A 23468-nucleotide genomic window follows, 5' to 3' on the forward strand; every position below is an offset into this window, starting at 1 on the left:
TCCCCCGACCACGCCACCACCCCGACCGCCCCCCGGCGGGCCGGGCGCACAGACCATGCCGCGACCCCAGCGGCTTGACGCCGCACCCCGCGGCGACGAAAGGAACACAGCCATGAGAATCCACGTACGCCGCCGCACGGCCGCCGGAGCGGCGCTCGCCCTCGCGGTCTCCGCCGCCCTCACCGCCTGCGGCGGCGAGGAGAAGAGGGACATCGCGCGGACGGCGGACGGGAAGACGCCGGGCGGCTCCCCCGTCGCGGTGAAGGAACCGCTGGTCGCCACCTTCGACGGCGGCCTCTACATCCTGGACGGCGAAACGCTGAAGCCGGCCAAGACCCTCGACATGCCCGGCTTCAACCGCGTCAACCCCGCCGGTGACGACACCCATGTGATGGTCTCCACGGACACCGGCTTCCGGGTCCTCGACACCTCCGCGCAGGCTCTCACCGACATCGAGTTCAAGGGCGCCGAGCCCGGCCACGTCGTACGCCACGCGGGCCGGACCGCCCTCTTCATCGACGGCACCGGCGAAGTCCGCGTCTTCGACCCGGCCGACCTCGCCGACGGCACGCCGCGCGGACGCACGCACACCACCGAGAAGCCGCACCACGGGGTGGCCGTCGAGCTGAGGAACGGCGAGCTGCTCACCACGCTCGGCGACGAGGAGAAGCGCGTCGGCGCCGTCGTCCTGGACCGGAACGGCGAGGAGATCGCCCGCAGCACCGACTGCCCGGGCGTCCACGGGGAGGCCGCGGCCGAGGGCGAGGCGATCGCCGTCGGCTGCGAAAACGGCGTACTGATCTACAAGGACGGCGAGTTCACCAAGGTCAAGGCCCCGGAAGCCTACGGCCGTATCGGCAACCAGGCCGGCAGCGACCACTCCCCGATCCTGCTCGGCGACTACAAGACCGACCGCGACGCGGAACTGGAGCGCCCCGAGCGGGTGTCGCTCATCGACACCCGCACCGGTCAGCTGCGCCTCGTCGACCTCGGCGCCGCCTACTCGTTCCGCTCGCTGGCCCGGGGCCCGCACGGCGAGGCGCTCGTCCTGGGCACGGACGGCGCCGTGCACGTCATCGACCCGGAGAAGGGTGAGGTGACGAAGAGCATTCCGGCGATCGGCGCGTGGAAGGAGCCGCTGGACTGGCAGCAGCCTCGGCCGGTGCTCTTCGTGCGCGACCACACCGCGTACGTCAGCGAGCCGGGCAAGCGCGCGCTCCACGCCTTCGACCTCGACTCGGGCGAGAAGCGGGCGTCGGTCACTCTGCCGAAGACGACGAACGAACTCACCGGCGTGGTCGCGGACCACTGACCACCGGGACCCGGCGCGCCGCAGGGCCCGCCGTCCGCGCCCCCGCCGAACGGGCACGGACGGCGGGCCCTTTCGTCCCGTACGCCCCGCGAAACGGCCGCGCGGGCGGTGAACCCCGCGCGGCCCCGGACACGCCGACGGCCGGCGCGGCCGCGGGAAGCGACGGCGCCGGCCGGAGGACGGAGGACAAAGGACGGGACTAACGGCTCGGGTAGGGCAGCAGGGCCATTTCACGGGCGTTCTTGATCGCCGCGGCGATCCGGCGCTGCTGCCGCGCGGTCACGCGGGTGACCCGGCGGCTGCGGATCTTCCCCCGGTCGGAGACGAACCTCCGCAGCAGATCGGTGTCCTTGTAGTCGACGAGGGTGATCCCGGCCGCGTCAAGGGGGTTGGGACGGGAGCTGAGGGGCCGGCGGATCTCGGAACGGCGGGGCATCGGGCCTTCCTTCGTACGGGAGACGGTGCGGGGCTTGTACGGGAGGCGCCGCGGGCCCGTGTCGGACACGGGGCTCGCGGCGGGTTCCGGAACGGACGTCAGGCGGCGGAGCCGAGCAGGGAGTCGAAGGCGGCGGGGAGGCGTTTCCACGCCTCGGGACCGGCGGCGTACTCCTGGTCGGTGAGCAGGCAGCGTTCCAGCACGCTCTGGACGCCCGCCCGGTCGAGGCCGGGCGAGGTGAAGACCAGATGCTGGCAGCGGTCGCCGTGCCGGGGGTGCCAGTCCATGGCGGCCGCGGCCCGGCGTACCGGAGGGATCAGCTCCCAGGCGGCGTCCGGCAGGGAGGCCAGCCACGGTCCGGCGCTCTCCACGCAGAGCGCGCCGCCGGCCGCGTCCCATCCGAGCAGGGTGTCCGGGCGGTCCGCGAGCCAGAACCGGCCCCGGCTGCGCGCCGCCGCGCAGCACAGATCCTCCAGGGCGCGGTAGAGCCGCTCCGGATGGAAGGGGCGGCGGCTGTGCCAGACGAGGGTGGCGACGCCGGCGTCCTCGGTCTCCTGCGGCAGCAGGGCGCAGGCCGGGTGCTGGGCGGCGGCCGCCGCGTCCACGTCGAAGCCGGAGAAGGCCAGCCGGGCGAGCCGGGTCGAGCCGACGGCCGCCTGCCGGGCGGTCGGATGGAGCTGGGCGAGCAGCGCCCGGTCCTGGTCGTCGGCGTCCTCGCTGTCCACGAGGGCGAGGACGGGGGCGTACTCCAGCTGACGGGCCCAGGTGTCGCCGACGGTGCGCCGGTCGCTCGCGGCCACCGCGAGTCCGGCCTCCGCCAGATCGTCGCCGTTGGCGAGATACGGCAGGACGAGCGAAGGGTCGACGGCGGTGACGACATTGGCGAGGTCGACGCTCTCCGTCGCGTGGGCGATCACCTCGGCCATGGTCCTGGGCTCCACCGAGTCCCACAGCTCGACCACGGCGAGCCGGGTGGTCCCGGCGGCCGCGAGGCGTTCCAGTTCGGGTACGAGGTCCTCGCGCAGGGCGCAGCAGGCGCAGTCGTTGACGAGCGGGGCCTCGCCGTGCGAGATCGGGCCCGAGGCGTCGCGGATCTCGCGCCGTACGGTCTTGTCGTCGGCGGCGGTCGCCAGGTCGTGGTGGAGGGCGACGCTGTCCGGTACGGAGCGCAGCAGGCCGTCGACGGTCCGCCGGCGGGCGTCGGAGTGCAGCCCGGCGACGATCACGACCGGGAGTCGTGCGGTGCTCTCCATCAGACGGCCTCCGGGCGGCCGTAGCGGCGCTCGAACCGCTCGACGCGACCGGCGGTGTCCAGGACGCGGGCGGTGCCGGTGTAGAAGGGGTGGCTCGCGCTGGAGATCTCGACGTCGACGACGGGGTAGGTGTTGCCGTCCTCCCAGTCGATCGTCTTGTGGCTCGTCATGGTCGAGCGGGTGAGGAAGGCGGAGCCGGCGGCCTTGTCGCGGAAGACGACGGGGCCGTAGGGCGGGTGGAGGTCGGGCTTCATGACGTGATCCTTCGGGGACGGGGAGGGCCGGGTCAGCGTTCTTCGCGGAAGTCGACGTGCCTGCGGGCGATGGGGTCGTACTTGCGCAGGACCATGCGGTCGGGGTCGTTCCGGCGGTTCTTGCGGGTGACGTAGGTGTAGCCGGTGCCGGCGGTGGACCGGAGCTTGATGACCGGGCGGATCTCGTTGCGTGCCATGCCGCTACTATATGGCAATGATTTCCATTTCCAATAACCGTTCCCACGGAGAGAGGCAGGTCACTGGATGTCCGCGCACTGCCAACTGACCGGGGCCAAGCCCGGCTTCGGCAACCGCGTCTCGCACTCCCACCGGCGCACCTCGCGGCGCTTCGACCCCAATGTCCAGCGCAAGCGGTACTGGCTGCCGAGCGAGGGCAGGCACGTCCGGCTGACGCTCAGCGCCAGGGCGATCAGGACGGTCGACGCGATCGGCGTCGAGGCGGCCGTCGCCCGCGTCCGGGCGCGAGGGGGGAAGGTCTGATGGCGAGGGCGAGCAAGATCGCGCAGAACGAGAAGCGCCGGGCGATCGTCGCGCGGTACGCCGCCCGGCGCGCCGAGTTGAAGGAGATCGTCCGGCGGCCCTCGTCCACCGAGGCCGAACGGCGCGCCGCCCTGGCGGAACTCCGCCGCCAGCCGCGCGACGCCGCCGCGGTCCGGGTGCGCAACCGGGACGGCGTGGACGGGCGGCCCCGCGGCTACCTGCGCAAGTTCGGCCTGTCCCGCGTACGGATGCGCGAACAGGCCCACGCCGGGTTTCTGCCCGGGGTGACGAAGTCCTCCTGGTAGTCGGCTCCGGCCGGACACCGGGCGGCGGCGGCCCGCGCCACGGCGGCGCGGGCCGCCGTCGCCCCCTGAGCCCTCTCAGCCAACTCAGCCCTCTCAGCCCGGGAGGCTCAGCCGGATCTGACGCCGGGGATCGCCGGCGGCGGCGCGTCCACGAGGGGTGCGGCGGCGTGCCTCGCGAACGGGCCGTACGGGTGCGCGCGGCCGAGGCGCACTCCCCGCCCACCTCGCAGGGACACGTCGTGGGGCTGACCGGGAGGCTCCCCGGCGGGACGCGCGGGCCGGAGGAGGTTCCGCGAAGCCCGTCGAAGCCCGTCGAAGCCGCGGGCGCCGGACGCGTCGGACGAACGGCCGGGCCGCCCCGGCCGTGAGCCCGGCGATCTCGGCGCGCCGGGCTCGATTCCGCACATCAACCCGTCCCACACATCACGTATGACGTATGGCGGACATCACTGCACGCGGAACGCATACGGCGTCACGGCGGAGGGGAGCCACTGAAGGCTCTCATCAACCGGATCCGCCGCCCGGGACCGGCACACGCGCCCCGCCGACGTGCATCCGCTGTCCGCCCGCTCCGAAAGGTGTCTCGTCATGGCCAAGGTGTCCCGCAAGTTCCTCTTACCCGTGCTGCTCTCGCTGGCGGCCTTCGCACTGCCCTCGCCCGCCGCGGCGGCCACCGCCGAACCGGCCGGCGCGGCCGCGCCCGGCGCGGTCGCCCCGCTCGTCGGCAACCAGTGTCTGGCCACGGCCTATCCCTCGTTCTACGCGGCCAGCGTGAAGGGGTGCAACGCCTCCTCGTCCCAACAGCGCTGGACCGTCGACGGCGAACTGATCAGACTGGCCGCCCACCCCGGCCAGTGCCTCTCCACCAACTACCCGTCCTTCTACGCTGCCAGCGTCGACGGCTGCAACGCCTCCTCGTCCAAGCAGCGCTGGACCTTCGACGGCGAACTGATCAGGCTCGCCGCCCACCCCGGCATGTGCCTCTCCACCAACTACCCCTCGTTCCTCGCCGTCAGCGTGTCCGGATGCAACGCGTCCTCCTCGCAGCAGCGCTGGACCAGGATGGGCGAGTTGATCAGCATGACCGCCTTCTGATCCAGCCCCCCGCCGGGCGCCGGGCCTCCGCCCCAGGGCCTTCCGGACGCCCTCGGCCGACGCCCGCCGGGTGCGGAAACCCCCCGCACCCCATCGGACTGACGCACAGCACCCGAAGCCCACGGGCCCCGACAGCGCCACACGCGCCTCCATGACCTCCGGCGCACACGCCCTCGGGCCCGTCCTCCCGGCGGGCGACACATCAGCGACTTCGCGTCACCGACGAGCGCCGCCACCACCGCACCCGCCAAGCCGGTGGTGGTGCTCGTCGGCAACGAACATCGGCAACGAGCGTCCGGGCGAGGACCTTTACCGACACCCCGCGTGCGCTCGCGCCGGATCACCGGCGGCCGGCGCTGAACCGCGCCGGGGAGCGGATCGGCGTGACCGATTCCCGACGGCGCGTTCCGGCACCCGCGATCGCCCCGGGTCCGCCCCCCGCGAAGCGCCCCGCCCGGCCGCGGCCGCCCGCCGAAGCGCTCCCCGGAAGGCCGGCGGCAGCCGCCTGCGCCCCTCGACCGCCCACCGGGACGACGGGCCGCCCCCGGCACGGTCCCGGTCAGCCGAGGAAGCTCAGCCGCACCTGCCGACGGGGATTGTCGACGTTCGTGTCGACCAGGCACACCGACTGCCAGGTGCCCAGCTCCAGGCGGCCCGCGACCACCGGGAGGGTGGCGTGTGGGGGGACGAGGGCGGGGAGGACGTGGTCGCGGCCGTGGCCGGGGGTGCCGTGGCGGTGGTGCCAGCGGTCGTCGGCGGGGAGGAGGGTCCGGAGGGCGGCGAGGAGGTCGTCGTCGCTGCCCGCGCCGGTCTCGATGACGGCGACGCCGGCGGTGGCGTGGGGGACGAAGACATTGAGGAGGCCGTCGCGGCCGTCGGCCGCCGCGCGGAGGAAGCGGGCGCAGGCCTCGGTGAGATCGGTCACCGTCTCGTGGGAGCCGGTGGTGATGTCGAGCAGCTGAGTGGTGAAGGGGCTGGGCATGGGGACATCCTGCCCGGCCGCGGCGGAAGGATCCGGCGGACGGGTCGCGGCGGGGCGGGAAGATCCACGGGAGCGGGTGAGTTAGTAGAAGCGTGAACGATATCGCGGTGCGGGACGTGGACGTGGTGGTCGTCGGCGCGGGGCAGGCGGGACTGTCGGCCGCCTATCACCTGCGGCGGGTGGGGCTGACGCCCGGACGGGACTTCGTGGTGCTCGACCACGCGCCGCGGCCGGGGGGAGCCTGGCAGTTCCGCTGGCCCTCGCTGACGTACGGCAAGGTGCACGGAATGCACGCGCTGCCCGGTATGGAGCTGACCGGGGCCGACGGCTCGCGGCCCTCGTCGGAGGTGATCGGGGAGTACTTCGCCGCCTACGAGGAGCGCTTCGGACTGGGCGTGCGGCGGCCGGTGGACGTCACGGCGGTGCGCGAGGGCGAGGGCGGGCGACTGCTGGTGGAGACCTCGGAGGGGAACTGGTCCGCTCGGGCGCTGATCAGCGCGACCGGCACCTGGGACCGGCCTTTCTGGCCCCGGTACGCCGGGCAGGAGACCTTCCTCGGGCGCCAGCTGCACACGGCCGGCTATCGGGGGCCCGAGGAGTTCGCCGGGCAGCGGGTGATCGTGGTGGGCGGCGGTGCGTCGGGGACGCAGCATCTGATGGAGATCGCGCCGTACGCGGCCGAGACCTTCTGGGTGACCCGGCGACCGCCCGTCTTCGTGGACGGCGACTTCGGCGAGGCGGCGGGCCGGGAGGCCGTCGCCCGGGTCGAGGACCGGGTGCGCCGGGGGCTGCCGCCGGAGAGCGTGGTCTCGGTGACCGGGCTGCCGCTGAACGACGCCGTGCGGCGCGCCCGTGCCGAGGGCGTGCTGGACCGGCTGCCGATGTTCGACCGGATCACTCCCACCGGAGCGGTCTGGGACGACGGCCGGACGGTGGAGGCCGAGGCGATCCTGTGGGCGACCGGCTTCCGCGCGGCGATCGACCACCTCGCCCCGCTGCGGCTGCGGGAGCCGGGCGGCGGCATCAGGATGGACGGCACCCGCGCGGTACGGGACGAGCGGGTGCATCTGGTGGGGTACGGCCCCTCCGCGTCGACCATCGGGGCCAATCGGGCGGGCCGGGCCGCCGTGCGCGGGATCGAACGGCTGCTGGACCGCGCACCCGCGCTCACGCCGTAGCGCGCGGAGCCGGACCGGGCGGATCGAGCAGGGCGGATCGAGCAGGGCCGAGCCGGACCGGGCAGGGCCGAGCCGGACCGGGCAGGGCCGAGCCGGACCGGGCAGGGCCGAGCCGGACCGGGCAGGGCCGAGCCGGACCGGGCAGGTCGGGCAGAGCCGGTCCGGGGTGGGCCGGGGCGGGGCGGGCCTGGGTGGACGGGTCAGGAGACGACCGGGGCCGGGGCGTCGCGGCGGAGCAGCTCCGCGTAGCGCCCGTCGTGGTCGATCAGCTCCTGGTGGGTGCCGCGCTCGGCTATGCGTCCGGAGTCGAGGACGACGATCTCGTCGGCGTCGCGGACGGTGGAGAGCCGGTGGGCGATCGTGATCGTCGTCCGGCCGGCCGAGAGCGCGTCGATGGCGCGCTGCACGGCGTGTTCGGTGTGGGTGTCCAGGGCGCTGGTGGCCTCGTCCAGGATCAGCACGGGCGGATCGCGCAGAATCGTGCGGGCGATCGCCAGCCGCTGCTTCTCGCCGCCGGAGAAACGGTGTCCGCGTTCGCCGACGAGGGTGGCGTAGCCGTCGGGGAGGGACGCGATGTGGTCGTGGATCTGGGCCGCGCGGGCGGCCTCCTCGATCTCCGCGTCGGTGGCGTCGGGCTTGGCGAAGCGCAGATTGTCGGCGACGGAGGCGTGGAAGAGATAGGTCTCCTGGGAGACGACTCCGACGGCCCGGGCGAGGGTGTCGAAGTCCAGGTCGCGGACGTCGACTCCGTCGATGGTCACCCGGCCGCCGGTCACGTCGTAGAGCCGGGGCACGAGATGGCTGAGCGTGGACTTACCGGAGCCGGTGGCTCCGACGACCGCGAGGCCGGAGCCGGCCGGGACGGTCACCTCGACGCCGTCGAGGGTGGGGACCGGCTGGGCGGGGTCGTAGCCGAAGCTGACGTTCTCGAAGCGGACGTCGCCGCGGATTCGTTCCAGCGCGACCGGGTTCTCCGGCTCGGTGATGTCCGAGGTGAGATCGAGATACTCGAAGACGCGCTGGAAGAGGGCGAGGGAGGTCTGCATCTCCACTCCGGTGGAGAGCAGGCTGACGGTGGGCCGGAACAGGCCCTGCTGGAGCGAGACGAAGGCGACCAGGGTGCCCAGCGAGATCGCGGGGCCGCCGCTCTGGAGGGCGAAGCCCGCGACCCAGTAGATGACGGCGGGCATGGCGGCCATCACGATGCCGATGATCGACATCCGCCAGCGGCCGGCCATGCTGGAGCGCACCTCCAGGCCGACGAGCTTCTCCGACTCCTCGGCGAAGGACCGCGTCAGCGAGTCCGACCGGCCCATGGTGCGGCCCAGCAGGATGCCGCTGACGGAGAGCGACTCGGTGACGGTCGCGGCCATCGCCGCCATCTGCTTCTGGCGCTGGGTCGTTATCCTCTTGCGCTCCCGGCCGACCCGGCGGCTGATCCAGACGAAGAGCGGCAGCAGGAGCAGGGAGACGACGGTCAGCCGCCAGTCCAGCGCGAGCATCGCGACGACGGTGGCGATCACGGCGGTGAGATTGGAGACCAGGGAGGTGGCGGTGGAGGTCACCGTCGCCTGCATGCCGCCGATGTCATTGGCGATCCGCGACTGGACCTCTCCGGTGCGGGTCCTGGTGAAGAAGGCGAGCGGCATGCTCTGGAGCCGGGCGTAGACCGCCGTGCGCAGATCGTGCATGACGCGCTGGCCCACGGTGGTGGAGATCAGGGTCTGGAGGACTCCGAGGACGCTGGTGAGCACGGCGGTGAGGATCATGCCGAGGGCGAGCAGTGTGAGCAGCCCGGTGCGGCCCTGGGGGATGGCGGTGTCGAGGATCTCGCGCAGCAGGAACGGCGAGGCGACGGAGACGAGCGAGGCCGCGCCGACGAGCAGGCCGACGAGGGCGAGCCGGCCTCGGTAGGGGCGGAAGAGCCGGAGGATCCGCCGCACCTGCGCGGGCTGCTGCTCGGATCCGTCGACCGCTCGGGACGGGGCTGCCGGGGATGTCGGCGGTTCCCACGGGGGCGGTTCGGTGCGCATGTGCTCCTTCGAGGGGTGGAAGGCCTTCCGGGCCGGGGCTCGCGGGGGCGAGGGCCCGGGAGGGCGTGCGGCAGGGTCCCGGACAGGCGTCCCGAACCCCTTTCAAGAGCCTAGCTCACTGTTACCTATCTTCACAATGAACGGGGTCCTGATATTGTTCCCGTATGAGCACCCCCGACCCCGACGGCCTGCTGGCCGAGCAGCTGCTGAGGCTGAGCCGCCGCCTCCACCGCAGCCAGAAGCGACAGCTGGAGTCGGCGGACATCGCAATCACCCCCGCCCAGTCCCGGCTGCTGCGCACCCTCACGCAGTACGAGTCGGCCCCGCGCATGGCGGACATCGCGGCCCGGCTGGAGGTGGTGCCCCGGGCGGTGACCTCCCTGGTGGACGGCCTGGAGGCGAACGACTGCGTGCGGCGCGCCCCCGATCCCGCCAACCGCCGGGTGATACGGATCGAGCTGACCGACACCGGCCGGGCCACGCTCCGCGCGCTGCGGGACGCGCGCCGGGCGGCCGCCGAGGACATCCTCGCCCCCCTCACCGCCGAGCAGCGCGAGATCTTCGGCGGGCTGCTCTCCACCCTGGTGGACGGAGGGGTCGCGCCGCCCGCGGACGGATCCGGACAGCACTGCTGAACGGCCTCCGCCCGGGCGGCGGGGGGAGGGCCTTATTCCGCCACGATCCCGCGGAGGAGAGTCTTCCGACTCCGCCGGGGTAAGTGCGTCAGACACCGGAACCACCGGTCCACCGGACGCGGAGGAGGGCGTGATGGCGACGTCGAGCGGATGGCCGTCCCTGCGACGGACCGCGCACCGGATCGGGATGTCCCTGGTGCGCGGACTCGCCTCGCAGGCCGCGGTCTTCGGAGTGCTTCCGGCCGACGCCCATCGGGAGGCGTCGCGCGGATGGCTGGCCCCCGGCGCTTCCCCGTCCGCCCAGCCCCCCGGCGGCCGACCGGACGCCCCGGCCCCGCACCCGAACGCCCCGTATCCGAACGACTCGGGCCCGTACGCCCCGTACCCGTACGACTCTCACCCGTACGACTCGTCCCCGTACGGTGACGCCCCCGCCCCGCGCCCGGACCGGCCCGGGGCCCCCGCGCCCCGGCTCGACGAGCCGCCCGCCGGTCATCCCGAACGGCTGTCGCGCGGGGTGCCGCTCTCCCCGTGCGAACGCGAGCTGTGGGCACAGCTGGAGGGTCCGGACCTCGCTCGCTGAGGCGGCGGACCCGGCCACTCCCCCCCCGTACCCCCGGCACCCGGGGTTGCGTCACCCCTCGGCGCCGCCTCCCGGAGCGAGCCTCGGCGCCGGCTCCCGCACCCCCGGCGCGCCGCATGGCCGGAACCAGCCCCTCCGCCACTGGCGACGCATCGGAGACGCATCGGCGAAGGACCGGCGGCGGACGGACGGCAGACGGCGAACGCCCGGCCAAGAGTCCATGTGCCGGTGCGCGAGAGTCCAAACGGTGCTCTTGCGCACCGGCCGCCCCACCCGTCAGGGTCCTCCACGAGGTTGCGAGCGTGAGACGGCAACCGGCCGCGCACCATCAGCGCTTGTGGAGGCTCGATGAACGACGCAGCACCACCACTGAACCAGGACGACGGCGACGACGACGGCTCCGTGAGCCGTCGTCGCGTTCTGCGGACCACGGCGGGAGCGGCGGGAGCCGCCGGAGCCGGGCTGGCCCTCGGGGCGCTCGGCGCCGGGACGGCCGCCGCCGCCGACGGCTCGGCGGCCCCCGCCGAGGCGGCCGCGCCCGCCCGCCAGGGCCGCACCATGGCCGGCGTGCCCTTCCAGCGGCGCGGCACGATCAGACTCGGGATCATCGGCCTCGGCAACCGCGGCCAGAGCATGCTGCCGGTCTTCCTCGCGATGCCCGGGGTCCAGGTGGTCGCCGTCTGCGACCCCGTCCGGGCCCAGGCCGAACGGGCCGCCGCCACCGTGGTGAAGGCCGGCCGGCCCGCGCCCGCGGTCTACGCCAAGGACGAGGACGACTACGAGAATCTCACCGCCCGCGGCGATCTCGACCTCGTCTATGTGGCGACCCCGTGGGAGACCCACTTCGCGATGGCCAAGTCCGCGCTGCTCAACGGCAAGCACGTCGGCGTGGAGTGTCCGGCCGCCATGCGGCTGGAGGAGCTGTGGGCGCTGGTCGACCTCTCCGAGCGCACCCGCCGCCACTGTATGCAGCTGGAGAACTGCTGTTACGGCAGGAACGAGATGCGGGTGCTGCGGATGGCGCACGCCGGGCTGTTCGGCGAGCTGCTGCACGGAGCGGGCGCGTACCACCACGATCTGCGCGATCTGCTCTTCCACCCGGACTACTACGAGGGCCCCTGGCGGCGGCGCTGGCACACCCGGCTGCGCGGCGACCTCTACCCCAACCACGCCTTCGGCCCGATCGCCAACTACATGGGCGTGAACCGGGGCGACCGCGCGGTGTCCGTCTCCAGCTTCGGGACCCCGGCGCTGAGCATGGCCGAGTACCGCGAGGCGCACATGCCGGCGGGCGACCCCAGCTGGAAGGAGTCGTACGTCTCCAGCGACCGGACGATCAGCATGATCCGGACGGCGAAGGGGCGGGTCATCCGGCTGGAGCACGATGTGTCGTCCCCGCACCCGTACAGCAGGATCAACAGCCTCGGCGGGACCAAGGGCGTCTTCGAGGACTACCCGGCGCGCGTCTATCTGGAGCCGGACCACTCCAACCACCAGTGGGGCAGCTTCGCCGCGTACGCCGACTGGGACCACTGGCTGTGGAAGGAGCACGCCGATCCGCCCGGCGGCCACGGCGGCATGGACTATCTGATGGTCTTCCGGCTGACGCAGTGCATGCGGCTGGGCCTCGCCCCCGACTTCGACGTGTACGACGCGGCCACCTGGTCCGCGCCGGTTCCGCTCAGCCATGCCTCGATCAGGGCCCAGGGCGCGCCGCTGCCGATCCCCGACTTCACCCGCGGCGAGTGGCGCACCGAGCGCAGCGGTGTGGATTCGGACAAACCTTCGGAGTGAGAAAAGGTGCGCGGGCCCGTGCGAGGGCCCGCGCCCCGGCCCCCGGTGTCGGGGTACCCCCGGTACGCCCTGGCGCGATATGCCGGTGCCGTCCCGAAAGAGATTGCGGAAACGGGCCACGAACGGCGAGCCTTGCACTCTTTGCGCCAACCTCGAACGTGCTGGGACGTCATGCAAATTCGCGACCTTCCGTATACCGACCCAGGTGACCCAGATGTCCGGTCCGGTGCCCGGTTCCTGATCTGGATCGGCCGAAAACAACTGGGCGGTCAGGCGATATCCGTCTTCTGGGGTTTGGTGAACCAACTCGGGATAGCCGCCCTGCCGATCGGCGTCGGCATGGCGGTCCAGGCGGTGGTCGACGGCTCCGGCGTCCGGCTGGCCCAGGCGGCGGGGCTGATCGCGCTGCTCGGGGTGGCGATCGCGGTCGGCGAGACCATGCTGCACCGCGCCACCATCACCAACTGGATCACCGCGGCCGCCCGGGTGCACCAACTGCTCTCCCGCCGCGTCGCCGAGCTGGGCTCGGCGCTGACCCGGCGGGTCGCCGCGGGCGAGGTGGTCGCCGTCTCCACCGGGGACGTCGAGAAGATCGGCTGGTTCGTCGAGTCGCTCTCCCGGTTCGTCGCCGCCGCCACCGCGCTGATCGCGATCTGCGTCGGCCTGGTGATCTATCAGCCCGCGCTCGGCGTGGTCGTCGCCCTCGGCATCCCGGTGCTCGCGCTGGCCGTGCTGCCGCTGCTGCCCGTCGCCACCCGCCGCGCCGACGTCCAGCGCGACAAGGCCGGGCTCGCCACCGAACTCGCCGCGGACACCGTCGCCGGACTACGGGTGCTGCGCGGCATCGGCGGCGAGGAGCTGTTCCTCGCCCGCTACCGCAGCGCCTCCCAGGAGATGCGCCGCGCCTCCGTGCACAGCGCGCGCATGTGGTCCCTGATCTCCGCGATCCAGGTGCTGCTGCCCGGCGCGCTGATGCTGTCGGTCGTGGTGTACGGCGCGAATCTCGCCCTCGCCGGCCGGGTCACCGTCGGCGAACTGGTCACCGTGTACAGCGCGGTGCTGCTCGCCGCCCACCCGATGCGGACGTTCGAGGAGATCGCCATGGCGTACTCCTACTCCCGTCCGTCCGCCAAGCGCGCGGCCCGGGTGCTGTCGCTGCGCCGCGAGACCGCGGGCTCCGGCGCCGTCTTCGACTCCCCCGCCGGCGATCTGTACGACCCGGTCACCGGCGTCCTCGCCCCCGAGGGCCTGCTCACCGCCGTGGTCTGCGGCGACCCGGACGCGGCGGGGCTGCTCGCCGACCGGCTCGGCGGCCATCCGGCCGACGGCGGCCGGGCCTCGGTGCTGCTGGGTGGGGCTCCGCTGGACGAACTGGAGCTGGACGCGGCCCGGAAGGCCGTACTCGTCCAGGACAAGGACCCGGTGCTGCTCTCCGGCACCCTGCGGGAGCTGCTCGACGTGCCCGCCTCCGGAGCCGTCGTCCCCGCGGACGCGCTGGAGGCCGCCCACTGCGGCGATGTGCTCCAGGCCCTCGCCCGGGCCTCCGCCGACGACGCCGCCGATCCGATGGAGACCAGGATCACCGAGCGCGGGCGCTCGCTCTCCGGCGGCCAGCGCCAGCGGCTCGCGCTGGCCCGCTCCCTGGTGACCGACCCCGAGGTGCTCGTCCTCGACGAGCCCACGTCGGCCGTCGACTCGCACACCGAGGCCCGGATCGCGGCCGGCGTGAAACGGCTGCGCGCGGGGCGCACCACGGTCGTCCTCACCTCCTCGCCGCTCCTGCTCGACCTGGCCGACCGGGTGGTGCTGGTCGAGGCGGAGCGCGCGGTGGCCGTCGGACTCCACCGCGAGCTGCTGCGCGACGAGGCCCGCTATCGGGCCGTCGTCACCCGGGAGACCGACGAGGAGGCCGCCGCCCGGCGGCCGCGGACCGCTCCGTCCGGCGCGGACGCCCTGACGAAGCTGGAGGAGACCGCGTGAGCCGCGCGCCCCGAAGACGAGTGCCGAAGCTGTTCCGGATGGAGCCGCCCGCGTACGATCCGGCCGCGCCGGACACGGCGGAGACCCTGCCGGTCGGCGACAGCACGACGGTGCGGGGCTATGTCCGCGAGATGCTGCGCCGCCATCGGCGCGCCTTCGGCGTGCTGGTCGCCTGCAACTCCCTCGCCGTGGTCGCCTCCATGGTGGGCCCCTATCTGCTGGGCTCGCTGGTGGAGCGGCTCACCGAGGGAGCGCGCGAACTGCGGCTGGGGCCCACGGTCGCGGTGTTCGCGGCAGCCGTCGTCGTCCAGGCCGTCTTCGTCCGGATGATGCATCTGCGCGGCGCGACGCTGGGCGAGGAGGTGCTCGCCGATCTGCGCGAGGACTTCCTCGTCCGTTCGGTGGGGCTGCCGCCGGGGGTGCTGGAGCGGGCCGGCACCGGCGATCTGCTCTCCCGTATCACCACCGACATCGACCGGCTCGCCTCCGCGATGCGGGAGGCGGTGCCGCAGCTGACCATCGGCGTGGTGTGGGCGACGGTGCTGGTCGGCGGGCTCGCGGTGACCGCGCCGCCGCTGGCGCTCTCGGTGCTGGTGGCCCTGCCGCTGCTGATCGTGGTCTGCCGCTGGTACTTCAGGCGCGGGCCGATGGCCTACCGCTCGGAGGCGGCCGGATTCGCGGCGGTCTCCACCGTGCTCGCCGAGACCGTCGACGCGGGGCGGACGGTGGAGGCGCACCGGATCGGCGACCGCCGGATCGCGCTCTCCGACCAGCGGGTGCGGGAGTGGGCCGGCTGGGAGCGGTACACCCTCTTCCTCCGCTCGGTGTTCTATCCCGTCATCACCCTCACCCACACCACCGTGCTGATCTCCGTGCTGCTGATCGGCGGTGTGTTCGTCCTGAAGGGCTGGATGGACATCGGCCAGCTGACGACGGGCGCACTGCTGGCCCAGATGCTGGTGGACCCGGTCGGCATCATTCTGCGCTGGTACGACGAGCTGCAGGTGGCGCATGTGTCGATGGCCCGGCTGGTGGGCATCCGGGAGATCGAGCCGGACGCGGGCGACGACTCGGTGCGGCCCGAGGGCCGTGAGATGCGGGCGGAGGAGGTCCGCTTCGGCTACCGCGAGGGCGTGGACGTGCTCCACCAGGTCTCCCTGGAGGTCGAGCCGGGCACCCGGCTGGCCCTGGTCGGCCCGTCGGGGGCCGGGAAGTCGACGCTCGGCCGGCTGCTCGCCGGGATCTACGCCCCGCGCACCGGCCGGGTCGCGCTCGGCGACGCCGAGCTGTCCCGGATGACGGCCGAGCGGGTACGGCGGCATGTGGCCCTGGTCAATCAGGAGCACCATGTGTTCGTGGGCACGCTGCGGGACAATCTGCGGCTGGCCCGCAGCGGGGCGGGCGACACGGAGCTGTGGGCCGCGCTCGCCGCGGTGGAGGCGGAGGGCTGGGCACGGGCGCTGGAGAGCGGTCTGGACACCGAGGTCGGCTCCGGCGGGCTCGCCCTCACCCCGGCGCAGGCCCAGCAGATCGCGCTGGCCCGGCTGGTCCTCGCGGATCCGCACACCCTGGTCCTGGACGAGGCGACCTCGCTGCTCGATCCCCGGGCCGCCCGTGAGCTGGAGCGCTCCCTCTCCCGGGTCCTGGACGGCCGCACCGTGGTGGCGATCGCCCACCGGCTGCACACCGCCCACGACGCGGATCTGATCGCGGTGGTGGAGCAGGGCCGGATCAGCGAGCTGGGCAGCCATGACGATCTGGTCGCGGTCGACGGGGCGTACGCGGCGCTCTGGCGCTCCTGGCACGGGTAGGCATGCCCGCGAGACGCGGACGAGCCCGGGCCCGGCGGTGTGATCGCCGGGCCCGGGCTCGTCGGCCGTTCACCGTCGCGGTCCCCGGACGTCCGTTCCGGCGCTTCGGTCCGGCGCGGGGCGATCGGTCCGGGCGGGCGGGTCGCCGGGCCCTCCCGGCCCCACATGCCCTCCCGGCCCCACGTGCGGGACCGCCCGGGCCGGGTCGCGGGCCGAGGCCCCGGACCGCACCGCCCGGTCAGATCACATTCAGCGCGGCCGCGCCGCCCACCCCGCCCAGCAGCATGAACACGGGCATGAGCACCTTCAGCTCCACCCAGCTGCCGGCCCGGAAGCGCATCGCCTTCGGCGGGCCCAGCGGATACCAGCGCTTGCGGCCCACCGGTATCGGCCACAGGATCGGGCAGCCCGAGACCGTCAGCGAGTCGCCGATGTCATGGACCAGGGCGCCCAGCACGATCGGCAGGCCCAGCCACAGATACTCCTGGCCGGGGGCGGTGAACAGCCAGTCCGAGCCATTGCCCGGCTGGTCCAGGACGCCCGCCAGGATCCAGGCGCTGGTCGCGCCCAGCAGCCACACCAGGATGTCGCTGGAGACCCGCGCGGCCCGCCACAGCAGACCCTCGACCGCCAGCACCAGATGGACGAAGAGGATCGCCAGAACGCCCCACCGGCCGCCGGCGACGGCGATCCCGGAGGCTCCCGCGCCGATCATGACCGCCCACAGCCAGGTGTGGGTGAGGGTGCGGTGGCCGCCGGTCCGGCGTTTGTCGCCCGGTTTCCTCGTCGCCTGGTAGACGGCGAAGGAGAGCTTGTCCACGATCTCGCACAGCACCCGGGAGACGGGCCCGAAGGCCCGCGAGATGGTGGCCGCCTTGTGGTCGAGATCCGGTGCGAGCGCCGCGCCCGCGCAGATCAGAGCGCCGACGACCAGCACCGGCCAGGGCATCGGGTGACCCGCCGCGGCGGTCGCCGCCCCCACTCCCAGCCAGGCGGCCGCCCCGGACAGCGAGTGCGCCGGTCCCATCATGTACGTGTCCCCACCCCGTCGGTCGGCCGCCGTGGCGGCGGCCATCGCTCGGCCGTCCGAGCCCAGTTGACAGGCCAGCGTATCGTTCGTGATCTTCGGCCCGCCGCCCGGTTCCCGGAACGGGGACGGGGACAGGCAAGATGGGGGGTGTGACCCTCATTGATCAGCTGCCGCCGGACACCGACCCCGATGCCCTCTTCGAGGCCTTCTCCACCTGGGCCGAGGACCGGGGGATCTCGCTCTATCCGGCTCAGGAGGAGGCGCTGATCGAGGTGGTCTCCGGGGCCAATGTGATCCTCTCCACCCCCACCGGCTCCGGAAAGAGCCTGGTCGCGGCGGGCGCCCACTTCGCCGCCCTCGCGAACGACCAGGTCACCTTCTACACCGCGCCGATCAAGGCGCTGGTCTCGGAGAAGTTCTTCGACCTGTGCAAGCTCTTCGGCACGGAGAACGTCGGAATGCTGACGGGCGACGCGTCCGTCAACGCCGACGCCCCGGTGATCTGCTGCACCGCCGAGGTGCTGGCCTCCATCGCGCTGCGCGACGGCAAGGACGCCGACATCGGCCAGGTCGTGATGGACGAGTTCCACTTCTACGCCGAGCCGGACCGGGGCTGGGCCTGGCAGATCCCGATCCTGGAGCTGCCGCAGGCGCAGTTCGTGCTGATGTCGGCGACCCTCGGCGACGTCTCCCGCTTCGAGAAGGACCTGACCCGGCGCACCGGCCGCCCCACCGCCGTGGTGCGCTCCACGACCCGCCCGGTGCCCCTCTCGTACGAGTACCGGCGCACCCCCATCACGGAGACGCTGACCGAGCTGCTGGAGACCCGGCAGTCGCCCGTCTACATCGTGCACTTCACCCAGGCGGCGGCCGTGGAGCGGGCCCAGTCGCTGATGAGCATCAATATGTGCTCGCGGGAGGAGAAGGACCGGATCGCCGAGATGATCGGCGGCTTCCGCTTCACCACGAAGTTCGGCCGCAATCTCTCCCGCTATGTACGGCACGGCATCGGCGTGCACCACGCCGGCATGCTGCCCAAGTACCGCCGGCTGGTCGAGAAGCTCGCCCAGGCGGGGCTGCTGAAGGTGATCTGCGGGACGGACACCCTGGGCGTCGGGGTGAACGTACCGATCCGCACGGTCCTGTTCACCGCGCTCACCAAGTACGACGGCACCCGGGTGCGGACGCTGCGGGCGCGGGAGTTCCATCAGATCGCGGGCCGCGCGGGCCGGGCCGGATTCGATACGGCGGGGCTGGTCGCGGCCCAGGCGCCCGAGCATGTGATCGAGAACGACAAGGCGCTCGCCAAGGCGGGCGACGACCCGAAGAAGCGGCGGAAGGTCGTCCGCAAGAAGGCCCCGGACGGCTTCGTCGCCTGGTCGGACGCGACCTTCGAGAAGCTGATCGAGTCCGAGCCCGAGCCGCTGACCTCGCGTTTCCGGGTCACGCACACCATGTTGCTGTCGGTGATCGCCCGGCCGGGCAATGCCTTCGACGCGATGCGCAGGCTGCTGGAGGACAATCACGAGCCGCGCCGGAATCAGCTCCGGCACATCCGGCGGGCGATCGCGATCTACCGTTCGCTGCTGGCCGGCGGTGTCGTGGAGCGCCTCGACGAGCCGGACGCGCAGGGCCGGATCGTACGGCTCACCGTCGATCTCCAGCAGGACTTCGCCCTCAACCAGCCGCTGTCCACCTTCGCGCTGGCCTCCTTCGAGCTGCTCGATCCCGAGTCCCCGTCGTACGCGCTGGACATGGTCTCGGTGGTGGAGTCCACGCTGGACGATCCGCGCCAGATCCTCGCCGCGCAGACGAACAAGGCGCGGGGCGAGGCCGTCGCCCTGATGAAGGCCGACGGCGTCGAGTACGAGGAGCGGATGGAGCGCCTCCAGGAGGTGAGCCACCCCGAGCCGCTGGAAGAGCTGCTGTGGCACGCGTACGACACCTACCGCACCAGCCACCCGTGGGTCGGCGACCACCCGGTCTCGCCGAAGTCGGTGGTCCGGGACATGTACGAGCGGGCGCTGTCGTTCACCGAGTTCACCTCGTTCTACGAGCTGGCCCGGACCGAGGGCATCGTGCTGCGCTATCTGGCGGGCGCGTACAAGGCGCTGGAGCACACCATCCCGGACGATCTGAAGTCGGAGGATCTCCAGGACCTGATCGCCTGGCTGGGCGAGATGGTGCGCCAGGTGGACTCCAGCCTGCTGGACGAGTGGGAGCAGCTGGCCAATCCCGAGGTGGAGACCGCCGAGCAGGCCCAGGAGAAGGCCGATCAGGTCAAGCCGGTCACGGCGAACGCCCGCGCCTTCCGGGTGCTGGTGCGGAACGCGATGTTCCGGCGGGTGGAGCTGGCCGCGCTCGACAAGGTGGGCGATCTCGGCGAGCTGGACGCGGAGTCCGGCTGGGACGCGGACGCCTGGGGCGCGGCGATGGACGGGTACTGGGACGAGCACGAGGACCTGGGCACCGGTCCGGACGCGCGCGGGCCCCGGCTGCTGCTGATCGAGGAGGACGAACCGCACGGTCTGTGGCGCGTGCGGCAGATCTTCGCCGACCCGAGCGACGATCATGACTGGGGCATCAGCGCCGAGGTCGATCTGGCGGCCTCCGACGAGGAGGGCCGGGCGGTCGTCCGGGTCACCTCCGTCGGCCGCCTCTGACCCGGCTCCGGCTTTCTGCGCACTGAGGAGAACTGGCATGGCGAATCCGGCCGAGCGTCTGGTGGATCTGCTCGATCTGGAGCGGATCGAGGTCAACATCTTCCGCGGGCCGAGCCCGAAGGAGTCCCTTCAGCGGGTCTTCGGCGGGCAGGTCGCGGGCCAGGCGCTGGTCGCGGCGGGCCGCACCACCGACGGGGACCGTCCGGTGCACTCGCTGCACGCGTACTTCCTGCGGCCGGGCCGCCCGGGGGTGCCGATCGTCTACCAGGTGGAGCGGGTGCGGGACGGCCGCTCCTTCACCACCCGCCGGGTGACCGCCGTCCAGGAGGGCCGGACGATCTTCAATCTGACGGCCTCCTTCCACCGGCCCGAGCAGGGCGGCATCGAGCACCAGCTGCCGCCCCGGCTGGACTTCCCCGAGCCGGAGACGCTGCCCTCGGTCGCCGACGAGATCCGGGAGCGTCTCGGGGCGCTGCCGGAGGCGCTGGAGCTGATGGCCCGCCGGGTGCCCTTCGACATCCGCTACACCGAGCGGCTGCGCTGGACGCCGGAGGAGATCGCGGAGAAGGAGTCGGACCCGCGCAGCGCGGTGTGGATGCGCGCGGTGGGCCCGCTGGGCGACGATCCGCTGGTGCACACCTGCGCGCTGACGTACGCGAGCGACATGACCCTGCTGGACGCGGTGCGGATCCCGGTGGAGCCGCTGTGGGGCCGGCGGGGGTACGACATGGCCTCGCTGGACCACGCGATGTGGTTCCACCGGCCCTTCCGCGCCGACGAGTGGTTCCTGTACGACCAGGAGTCGCCGATCTCGACCGGCGGGCGGGGGCTGGCGCGGGGCAGGATCTACAACCGTGCGGGCGAGCTGCTGGTGTCGGTGGTGCAGGAGGGGCTGTTCCGTCCGCTCGACGCCTGACCGTCCGGCCCCCGGGTCTCCGCCGGTTCCCTCCCCCCGATGTTTCACGGTTCCCCCCGACGGCGCGCGGTTTGCCGCCCGTCCCCCGATGGAAGAGTTCTCGGATGACGACTTTGTACGACATTCCCCTGCGCACGCTCGCCGATGAGCCGACCACCCTCGCCGCCTGGCGGGGGAAGGCGGTCCTGGTGGTGAATGTGGCCTCCCAGTGCGGTCTCACTCCTCAGTACGCCGGGCTGGAGCGGCTTCAGCAGCGGTACGGCGACCGGGGGTTCACGGTGGTGGGCGTGCCGTGCAACCAGTTCGCGGGCCAGGAGCCGGGGAGCGCCGAGGAGATCGGCGTCTTCTGCTCGGCGACGTACGGGGTGACCTTCCCGCTGCTGGCGAAGACCGAGGTGAACGGGGAGGGCCGGCATCCCCTGTACACGGAGCTGACGAGGTCGGCGGATGCCGAGGGCGCGGCCGGTGACGTCCAGTGGAATTTCGAGAAGTTCCTGATCGCCGAGGACGGCACGGTGGCGGCGCGGATCCGGCCGGGCACGGAGCCGGAGTCGCCCGAGGTGATCGCGGCGATCGAGGCCCTGCTCTGATCCGGCCGGGGCGGGTCCGGGAGGCCGGGCCCGCCCCGGGCGGTCAGCGGATGGGGAGGCCGGCGAGGGCGCGGGCGATGACCAGCCGCTGGATCTCGTTGGTGCCCTCGAAGATGCCGTAGACGGCGCTGTCCCGGTGCATGCGCTCCACCGGGTACTCACGGGTGAAGCCGTTGCCGCCGAGGATCCTTATGGCCCGGGCGGTGACGTCGGCGGCCGTCTCGGCGGCGTAGAGCTTGGACATCGAGCCCTCGGCGGCGGTGAAGGGCTTGCCGGCGGCGGCCATCCAGGAGGCGCGCCAGACGAGCAGCCGGGCGGCGTCGATACGGGTGCGCATGTCGGCGAGCTGGAAGGCGACGCCCTGGTTGTCGATGACGGGGCGGCCGAACTGGGTGCGGGTGCGGGCGTGGTCGAGGGCGATCTCGTAGGCGGCGCGGGCGGTGCCGACGGCCATCGCGCCGACGGCGGGCCGGGAGGCCTCGAAGGTGGCCATGGCGGCGTTCCGCACCCGCTCCTTCCCGGCGCGGGCGCCTTCGCGGGCGCGGGCGAGCCGCTCGTCGAGCCGTTCCCGGCCGCCGAGGAGGCAGTGCCCGGGGACGCGGACGCCGTCGAGGACGACCTCGGCGGTGTGGGAGGCGCGGATGCCGTGCTTGCGGAACTTCTGTCCCTGGGTCAGCCCGGGGGTGCCGGGCGGGACGACGAAGGAGGCGTGGCCCTTGGCGCCGAGCGCGGGGTCCACGACGGCGACGACGACGTGGACCCCGGCGATGCCGCCGTTGGTGACCCAGGTCTTGACGCCGTCGAGCACCCATTCGTCGCGGGCGGGGTCGTGGACGGCGCGGGTGCGCATCGCGCCGACGTCCGAGCCGGCGTCGGCCTCGGAGGAGCAGAAGGCGGCGACCTTGACGTCGTCGGGGTCGCCGTACATCTGCGGGATCCAGGTCCCGATCTGCTCCTCGGTGCCGTTGGCGAGCACGCCGACGGCGGCGAGTCCGGTGCCGACGATGGAGAGCGCGATGCCCGCGTCGCCCCAGAACAGTTCCTCCATGGCGAGGGGGATGCCGAGGCCGGTGGGGTCGAAGAACTGCTGGGCGTAGAAGTCGAGGGAGTAGATCCCGGCCCGGGCCGCCTCCTGGATCACCGGCCAGGGAGTCTCCTCGCGCTCGTCCCACTCGGCGGCGGCGGGGCGGATCACCTCGGCGGCGAAGCCGTGGAGCCAGTCGCGGATCTGCTTCTGGTCGTCGTTGAGTTCGAGCGTGAAGTCGGGCATGTCCCCTCCGGCGCGGCGCGTCCGTCAGTGGTCCCCCGCTGATGTTACTTGCGGTAACCGCAGTCTGTCGGCGGTCGGCGGATCGTGTCAACCGCCGGTGAACGGATCTCCCGCCCGACCGCGCGGAGTGTTAGTTTGCGCAGGCGTCACGCAATCGCTCGGGCGGGGAGACAAGCACCTATGGCGACCACACAGCGGTCCTCCGAACGCGACCGGCCGGCCGACCAGCGCCGCCGGGAGCTGCTGGAGGCGGCGGACCGGGTGGTGCTCAGGGACGGCCCCCGGGCCTCCATGAACGCCATCGCGGCGGAGGCGGGCATCACCAAGCCGATCCTCTACCGGCACTTCGGCGACAAGGGCGGGCTCTACCGGGCGCTGGCCGAGCGCCACACGAACGCGCTGCTGGACTCGCTGCGCGCGGCGGTGGACGCCCCGGCGGACCGGCGGGAGCGGGTCGAGGCGACGCTCGACACCTATCTCGCGGCGATCGAGGCCCGGCCCCAGGTCTACCGCTTCCTGATGCACCCGGCGGAGGACTCCGCGCAGCCGGAGCCCGGCACGGAGAGCGGATTCGACGTGGGCCGCCACTCCGCGCCGCTGCTGAGACGGCTGGGCGAGGAGCTGGCGAAGGTGATCCACGACCGGGTGGAGCTGGGCCCGGAGGGCGAGCGGCTGGCCCGGGTCTGGGGCCACGGAATCGTCGGGATGATGCACGCGGCGGGCGACTGGTGGCTCGCCGAGCGGCCCTGCTCCCGGGCGGAGTTGGTTCGCAGCCTCGCGGACATGCTCTGGGGCCGGCTGGCGGAGGTCTCGGACAGGGCGGACGGCCCGGGGTTCTGAGAGTCCC

The 23468-nt window shown here is 73.0% G+C and carries 22 protein-coding genes; 14 read left to right on the forward strand and 8 right to left on the reverse strand.

Features of this window, described 5'->3' with window-relative positions:
- The first annotated feature begins 112 nt into the window (after nt 1-112).
- Entirely contained in the window at nt 113-1312 is a 1200-nt protein-coding gene (gene aztD, locus ACF089_RS29215; RefSeq protein ID WP_392032853.1) for a zinc metallochaperone AztD, read from the forward strand.
- A 199-nt stretch (nt 1313-1511) separates the two neighbouring features.
- Here the strand turns inward: aztD and rpsR are convergent, their stop codons facing one another.
- The 4 genes from rpsR to rpmG form a co-directional block, all read right to left on the reverse strand.
- Complete coding sequence (gene rpsR, locus ACF089_RS29220) at nt 1512-1748, reverse strand: 30S ribosomal protein S18 (protein WP_392032856.1); 237 nt, start codon at nt 1746-1748, stop codon at nt 1512-1514.
- A 98-nt stretch (nt 1749-1846) separates the two neighbouring features.
- A complete protein-coding gene (locus ACF089_RS29225) occupies nt 1847-3001 on the reverse strand; it encodes a CobW family GTP-binding protein (protein WP_392032859.1) in 1155 nt (384 codons plus the stop codon).
- Nucleotides 3001-3255 (reverse strand): type B 50S ribosomal protein L31, encoded by a 255-nt coding sequence (locus tag ACF089_RS29230; protein ID WP_392032862.1) that lies wholly within the window; start codon nt 3253-3255, stop codon nt 3001-3003. The genes ACF089_RS29225 and ACF089_RS29230 overlap by 1 nt, the downstream gene beginning before the upstream one ends.
- A gap of 32 nt (nt 3256-3287) precedes the next feature.
- Entirely contained in the window at nt 3288-3452 is a 165-nt protein-coding gene (gene rpmG, locus ACF089_RS29235) for a 50S ribosomal protein L33 (protein WP_392032865.1), read from the reverse strand.
- A 67-nt stretch (nt 3453-3519) separates the two neighbouring features.
- On the opposite strand from rpmG, the gene rpmB reads away from it, so the two are divergent.
- The 3 genes from rpmB to ACF089_RS29250 all read left to right on the forward strand — a co-directional run bounded on the left by rpmB (nt 3520) and on the right by ACF089_RS29250 (nt 5156).
- Nucleotides 3520-3756, forward strand: coding sequence for a 50S ribosomal protein L28 (gene rpmB / locus ACF089_RS29240; RefSeq protein ID WP_392032868.1), 237 nt, complete (start codon nt 3520-3522; stop codon nt 3754-3756).
- On the forward strand, nt 3756-4061 hold the full coding sequence (gene rpsN, locus ACF089_RS29245) for a 30S ribosomal protein S14 (RefSeq protein ID WP_392032871.1): 306 nt from the start codon (nt 3756-3758) through the stop codon (nt 4059-4061). The genes rpmB and rpsN overlap by 1 nt, the downstream gene beginning before the upstream one ends.
- A gap of 588 nt (nt 4062-4649) precedes the next feature.
- Nucleotides 4650-5156, forward strand: a complete 507-nt coding sequence (locus ACF089_RS29250; RefSeq protein WP_392032873.1) for a ricin-type beta-trefoil lectin domain protein — start codon at nt 4650-4652, stop codon at nt 5154-5156.
- Nucleotides 5157-5715: 559 nt separating this feature from the next.
- On the opposite strand, the gene ACF089_RS29255 is transcribed toward ACF089_RS29250, so the two are convergent.
- Entirely contained in the window at nt 5716-6138 is a 423-nt protein-coding gene (locus ACF089_RS29255; protein WP_392032876.1) for a YjbQ family protein, read from the reverse strand.
- Between the two features lie 107 nt (nt 6139-6245).
- On the opposite strand from ACF089_RS29255, the gene ACF089_RS29260 reads away from it, so the two are divergent.
- Nucleotides 6246-7316: an NAD(P)-binding domain-containing protein gene (locus ACF089_RS29260; RefSeq protein ID WP_392033197.1), complete on the forward strand. Its 1071-nt coding sequence runs from the start codon at nt 6246-6248 to the stop codon at nt 7314-7316.
- A gap of 200 nt (nt 7317-7516) precedes the next feature.
- Here ACF089_RS29260 and ACF089_RS29265 read toward each other — a convergent pair whose 3' ends face one another.
- Complete coding sequence (locus ACF089_RS29265; RefSeq protein ID WP_392032879.1) at nt 7517-9349, reverse strand: ABC transporter ATP-binding protein; 1833 nt, start codon at nt 9347-9349, stop codon at nt 7517-7519.
- A gap of 164 nt (nt 9350-9513) precedes the next feature.
- Between ACF089_RS29265 and ACF089_RS29270 the strand changes: the two genes are divergently transcribed.
- From ACF089_RS29270 to ACF089_RS29290, 5 genes are all read left to right on the forward strand, one after another.
- Entirely contained in the window at nt 9514-9984 is a 471-nt protein-coding gene (locus ACF089_RS29270; RefSeq protein WP_392032881.1) for a MarR family winged helix-turn-helix transcriptional regulator, read from the forward strand.
- 133 nt (nt 9985-10117) lie between these two features.
- The gene (locus ACF089_RS29275) at nt 10118-10567 is read left to right on the forward strand and encodes a DUF6059 family protein (protein ID WP_392032884.1); all 450 of its coding nucleotides are present in this window, start codon (nt 10118-10120) and stop codon (nt 10565-10567) included.
- A 348-nt stretch (nt 10568-10915) separates the two neighbouring features.
- A complete protein-coding gene (locus tag ACF089_RS29280; protein WP_392032886.1) occupies nt 10916-12361 on the forward strand; it encodes a Gfo/Idh/MocA family protein in 1446 nt (481 codons plus the stop codon).
- 171 nt (nt 12362-12532) lie between these two features.
- Complete coding sequence (locus ACF089_RS29285; RefSeq protein ID WP_392032889.1) at nt 12533-14341, forward strand: ABC transporter transmembrane domain-containing protein; 1809 nt, start codon at nt 12533-12535, stop codon at nt 14339-14341.
- A gap of 38 nt (nt 14342-14379) precedes the next feature.
- Nucleotides 14380-16152, forward strand: coding sequence for an ABC transporter ATP-binding protein (locus ACF089_RS29290; protein WP_392033200.1), 1773 nt, complete (start codon nt 14380-14382; stop codon nt 16150-16152).
- A 238-nt stretch (nt 16153-16390) separates the two neighbouring features.
- On the opposite strand, the gene ACF089_RS29295 is transcribed toward ACF089_RS29290, so the two are convergent.
- Nucleotides 16391-17182, reverse strand: coding sequence for a metal-dependent hydrolase (locus ACF089_RS29295; RefSeq protein WP_392032892.1), 792 nt, complete (start codon nt 17180-17182; stop codon nt 16391-16393).
- A 140-nt stretch (nt 17183-17322) separates the two neighbouring features.
- Here ACF089_RS29295 and ACF089_RS29300 point away from each other — a divergent pair, with 140 nt between their 5' ends.
- The 3 genes from ACF089_RS29300 to ACF089_RS29310 all read left to right on the forward strand — a co-directional run bounded on the left by ACF089_RS29300 (nt 17323) and on the right by ACF089_RS29310 (nt 21351).
- Nucleotides 17323-19845, forward strand: a complete 2523-nt coding sequence (locus ACF089_RS29300) for a DEAD/DEAH box helicase (protein WP_392032895.1) — start codon at nt 17323-17325, stop codon at nt 19843-19845.
- Between the two features lie 37 nt (nt 19846-19882).
- The gene (locus ACF089_RS29305) at nt 19883-20761 is read left to right on the forward strand and encodes an acyl-CoA thioesterase (RefSeq protein WP_392032898.1); all 879 of its coding nucleotides are present in this window, start codon (nt 19883-19885) and stop codon (nt 20759-20761) included.
- 104 nt (nt 20762-20865) lie between these two features.
- The gene (locus tag ACF089_RS29310) at nt 20866-21351 is read left to right on the forward strand and encodes a glutathione peroxidase (RefSeq protein ID WP_392032901.1); all 486 of its coding nucleotides are present in this window, start codon (nt 20866-20868) and stop codon (nt 21349-21351) included.
- A gap of 43 nt (nt 21352-21394) precedes the next feature.
- Here the strand turns inward: ACF089_RS29310 and ACF089_RS29315 are convergent, their stop codons facing one another.
- Nucleotides 21395-22621 carry an acyl-CoA dehydrogenase family protein gene (locus ACF089_RS29315; protein ID WP_392032904.1) on the reverse strand — a complete coding sequence of 409 codons (1227 nt, stop codon included), beginning with the start codon at nt 22619-22621 and terminating at the stop codon, nt 21395-21397.
- Between the two features lie 180 nt (nt 22622-22801).
- Between ACF089_RS29315 and ACF089_RS29320 the strand changes: the two genes are divergently transcribed.
- Nucleotides 22802-23461 (forward strand): TetR family transcriptional regulator, encoded by a 660-nt coding sequence (locus tag ACF089_RS29320; RefSeq protein WP_392032907.1) that lies wholly within the window; start codon nt 22802-22804, stop codon nt 23459-23461.
- Nucleotides 23462-23468 lie beyond the last annotated feature (7 nt).

This window comes from Streptomyces sp. NPDC014894 (genome assembly GCF_043080985.1).
GTDB lineage: Bacteria > Actinomycetota > Actinomycetes > Streptomycetales > Streptomycetaceae > Streptomyces.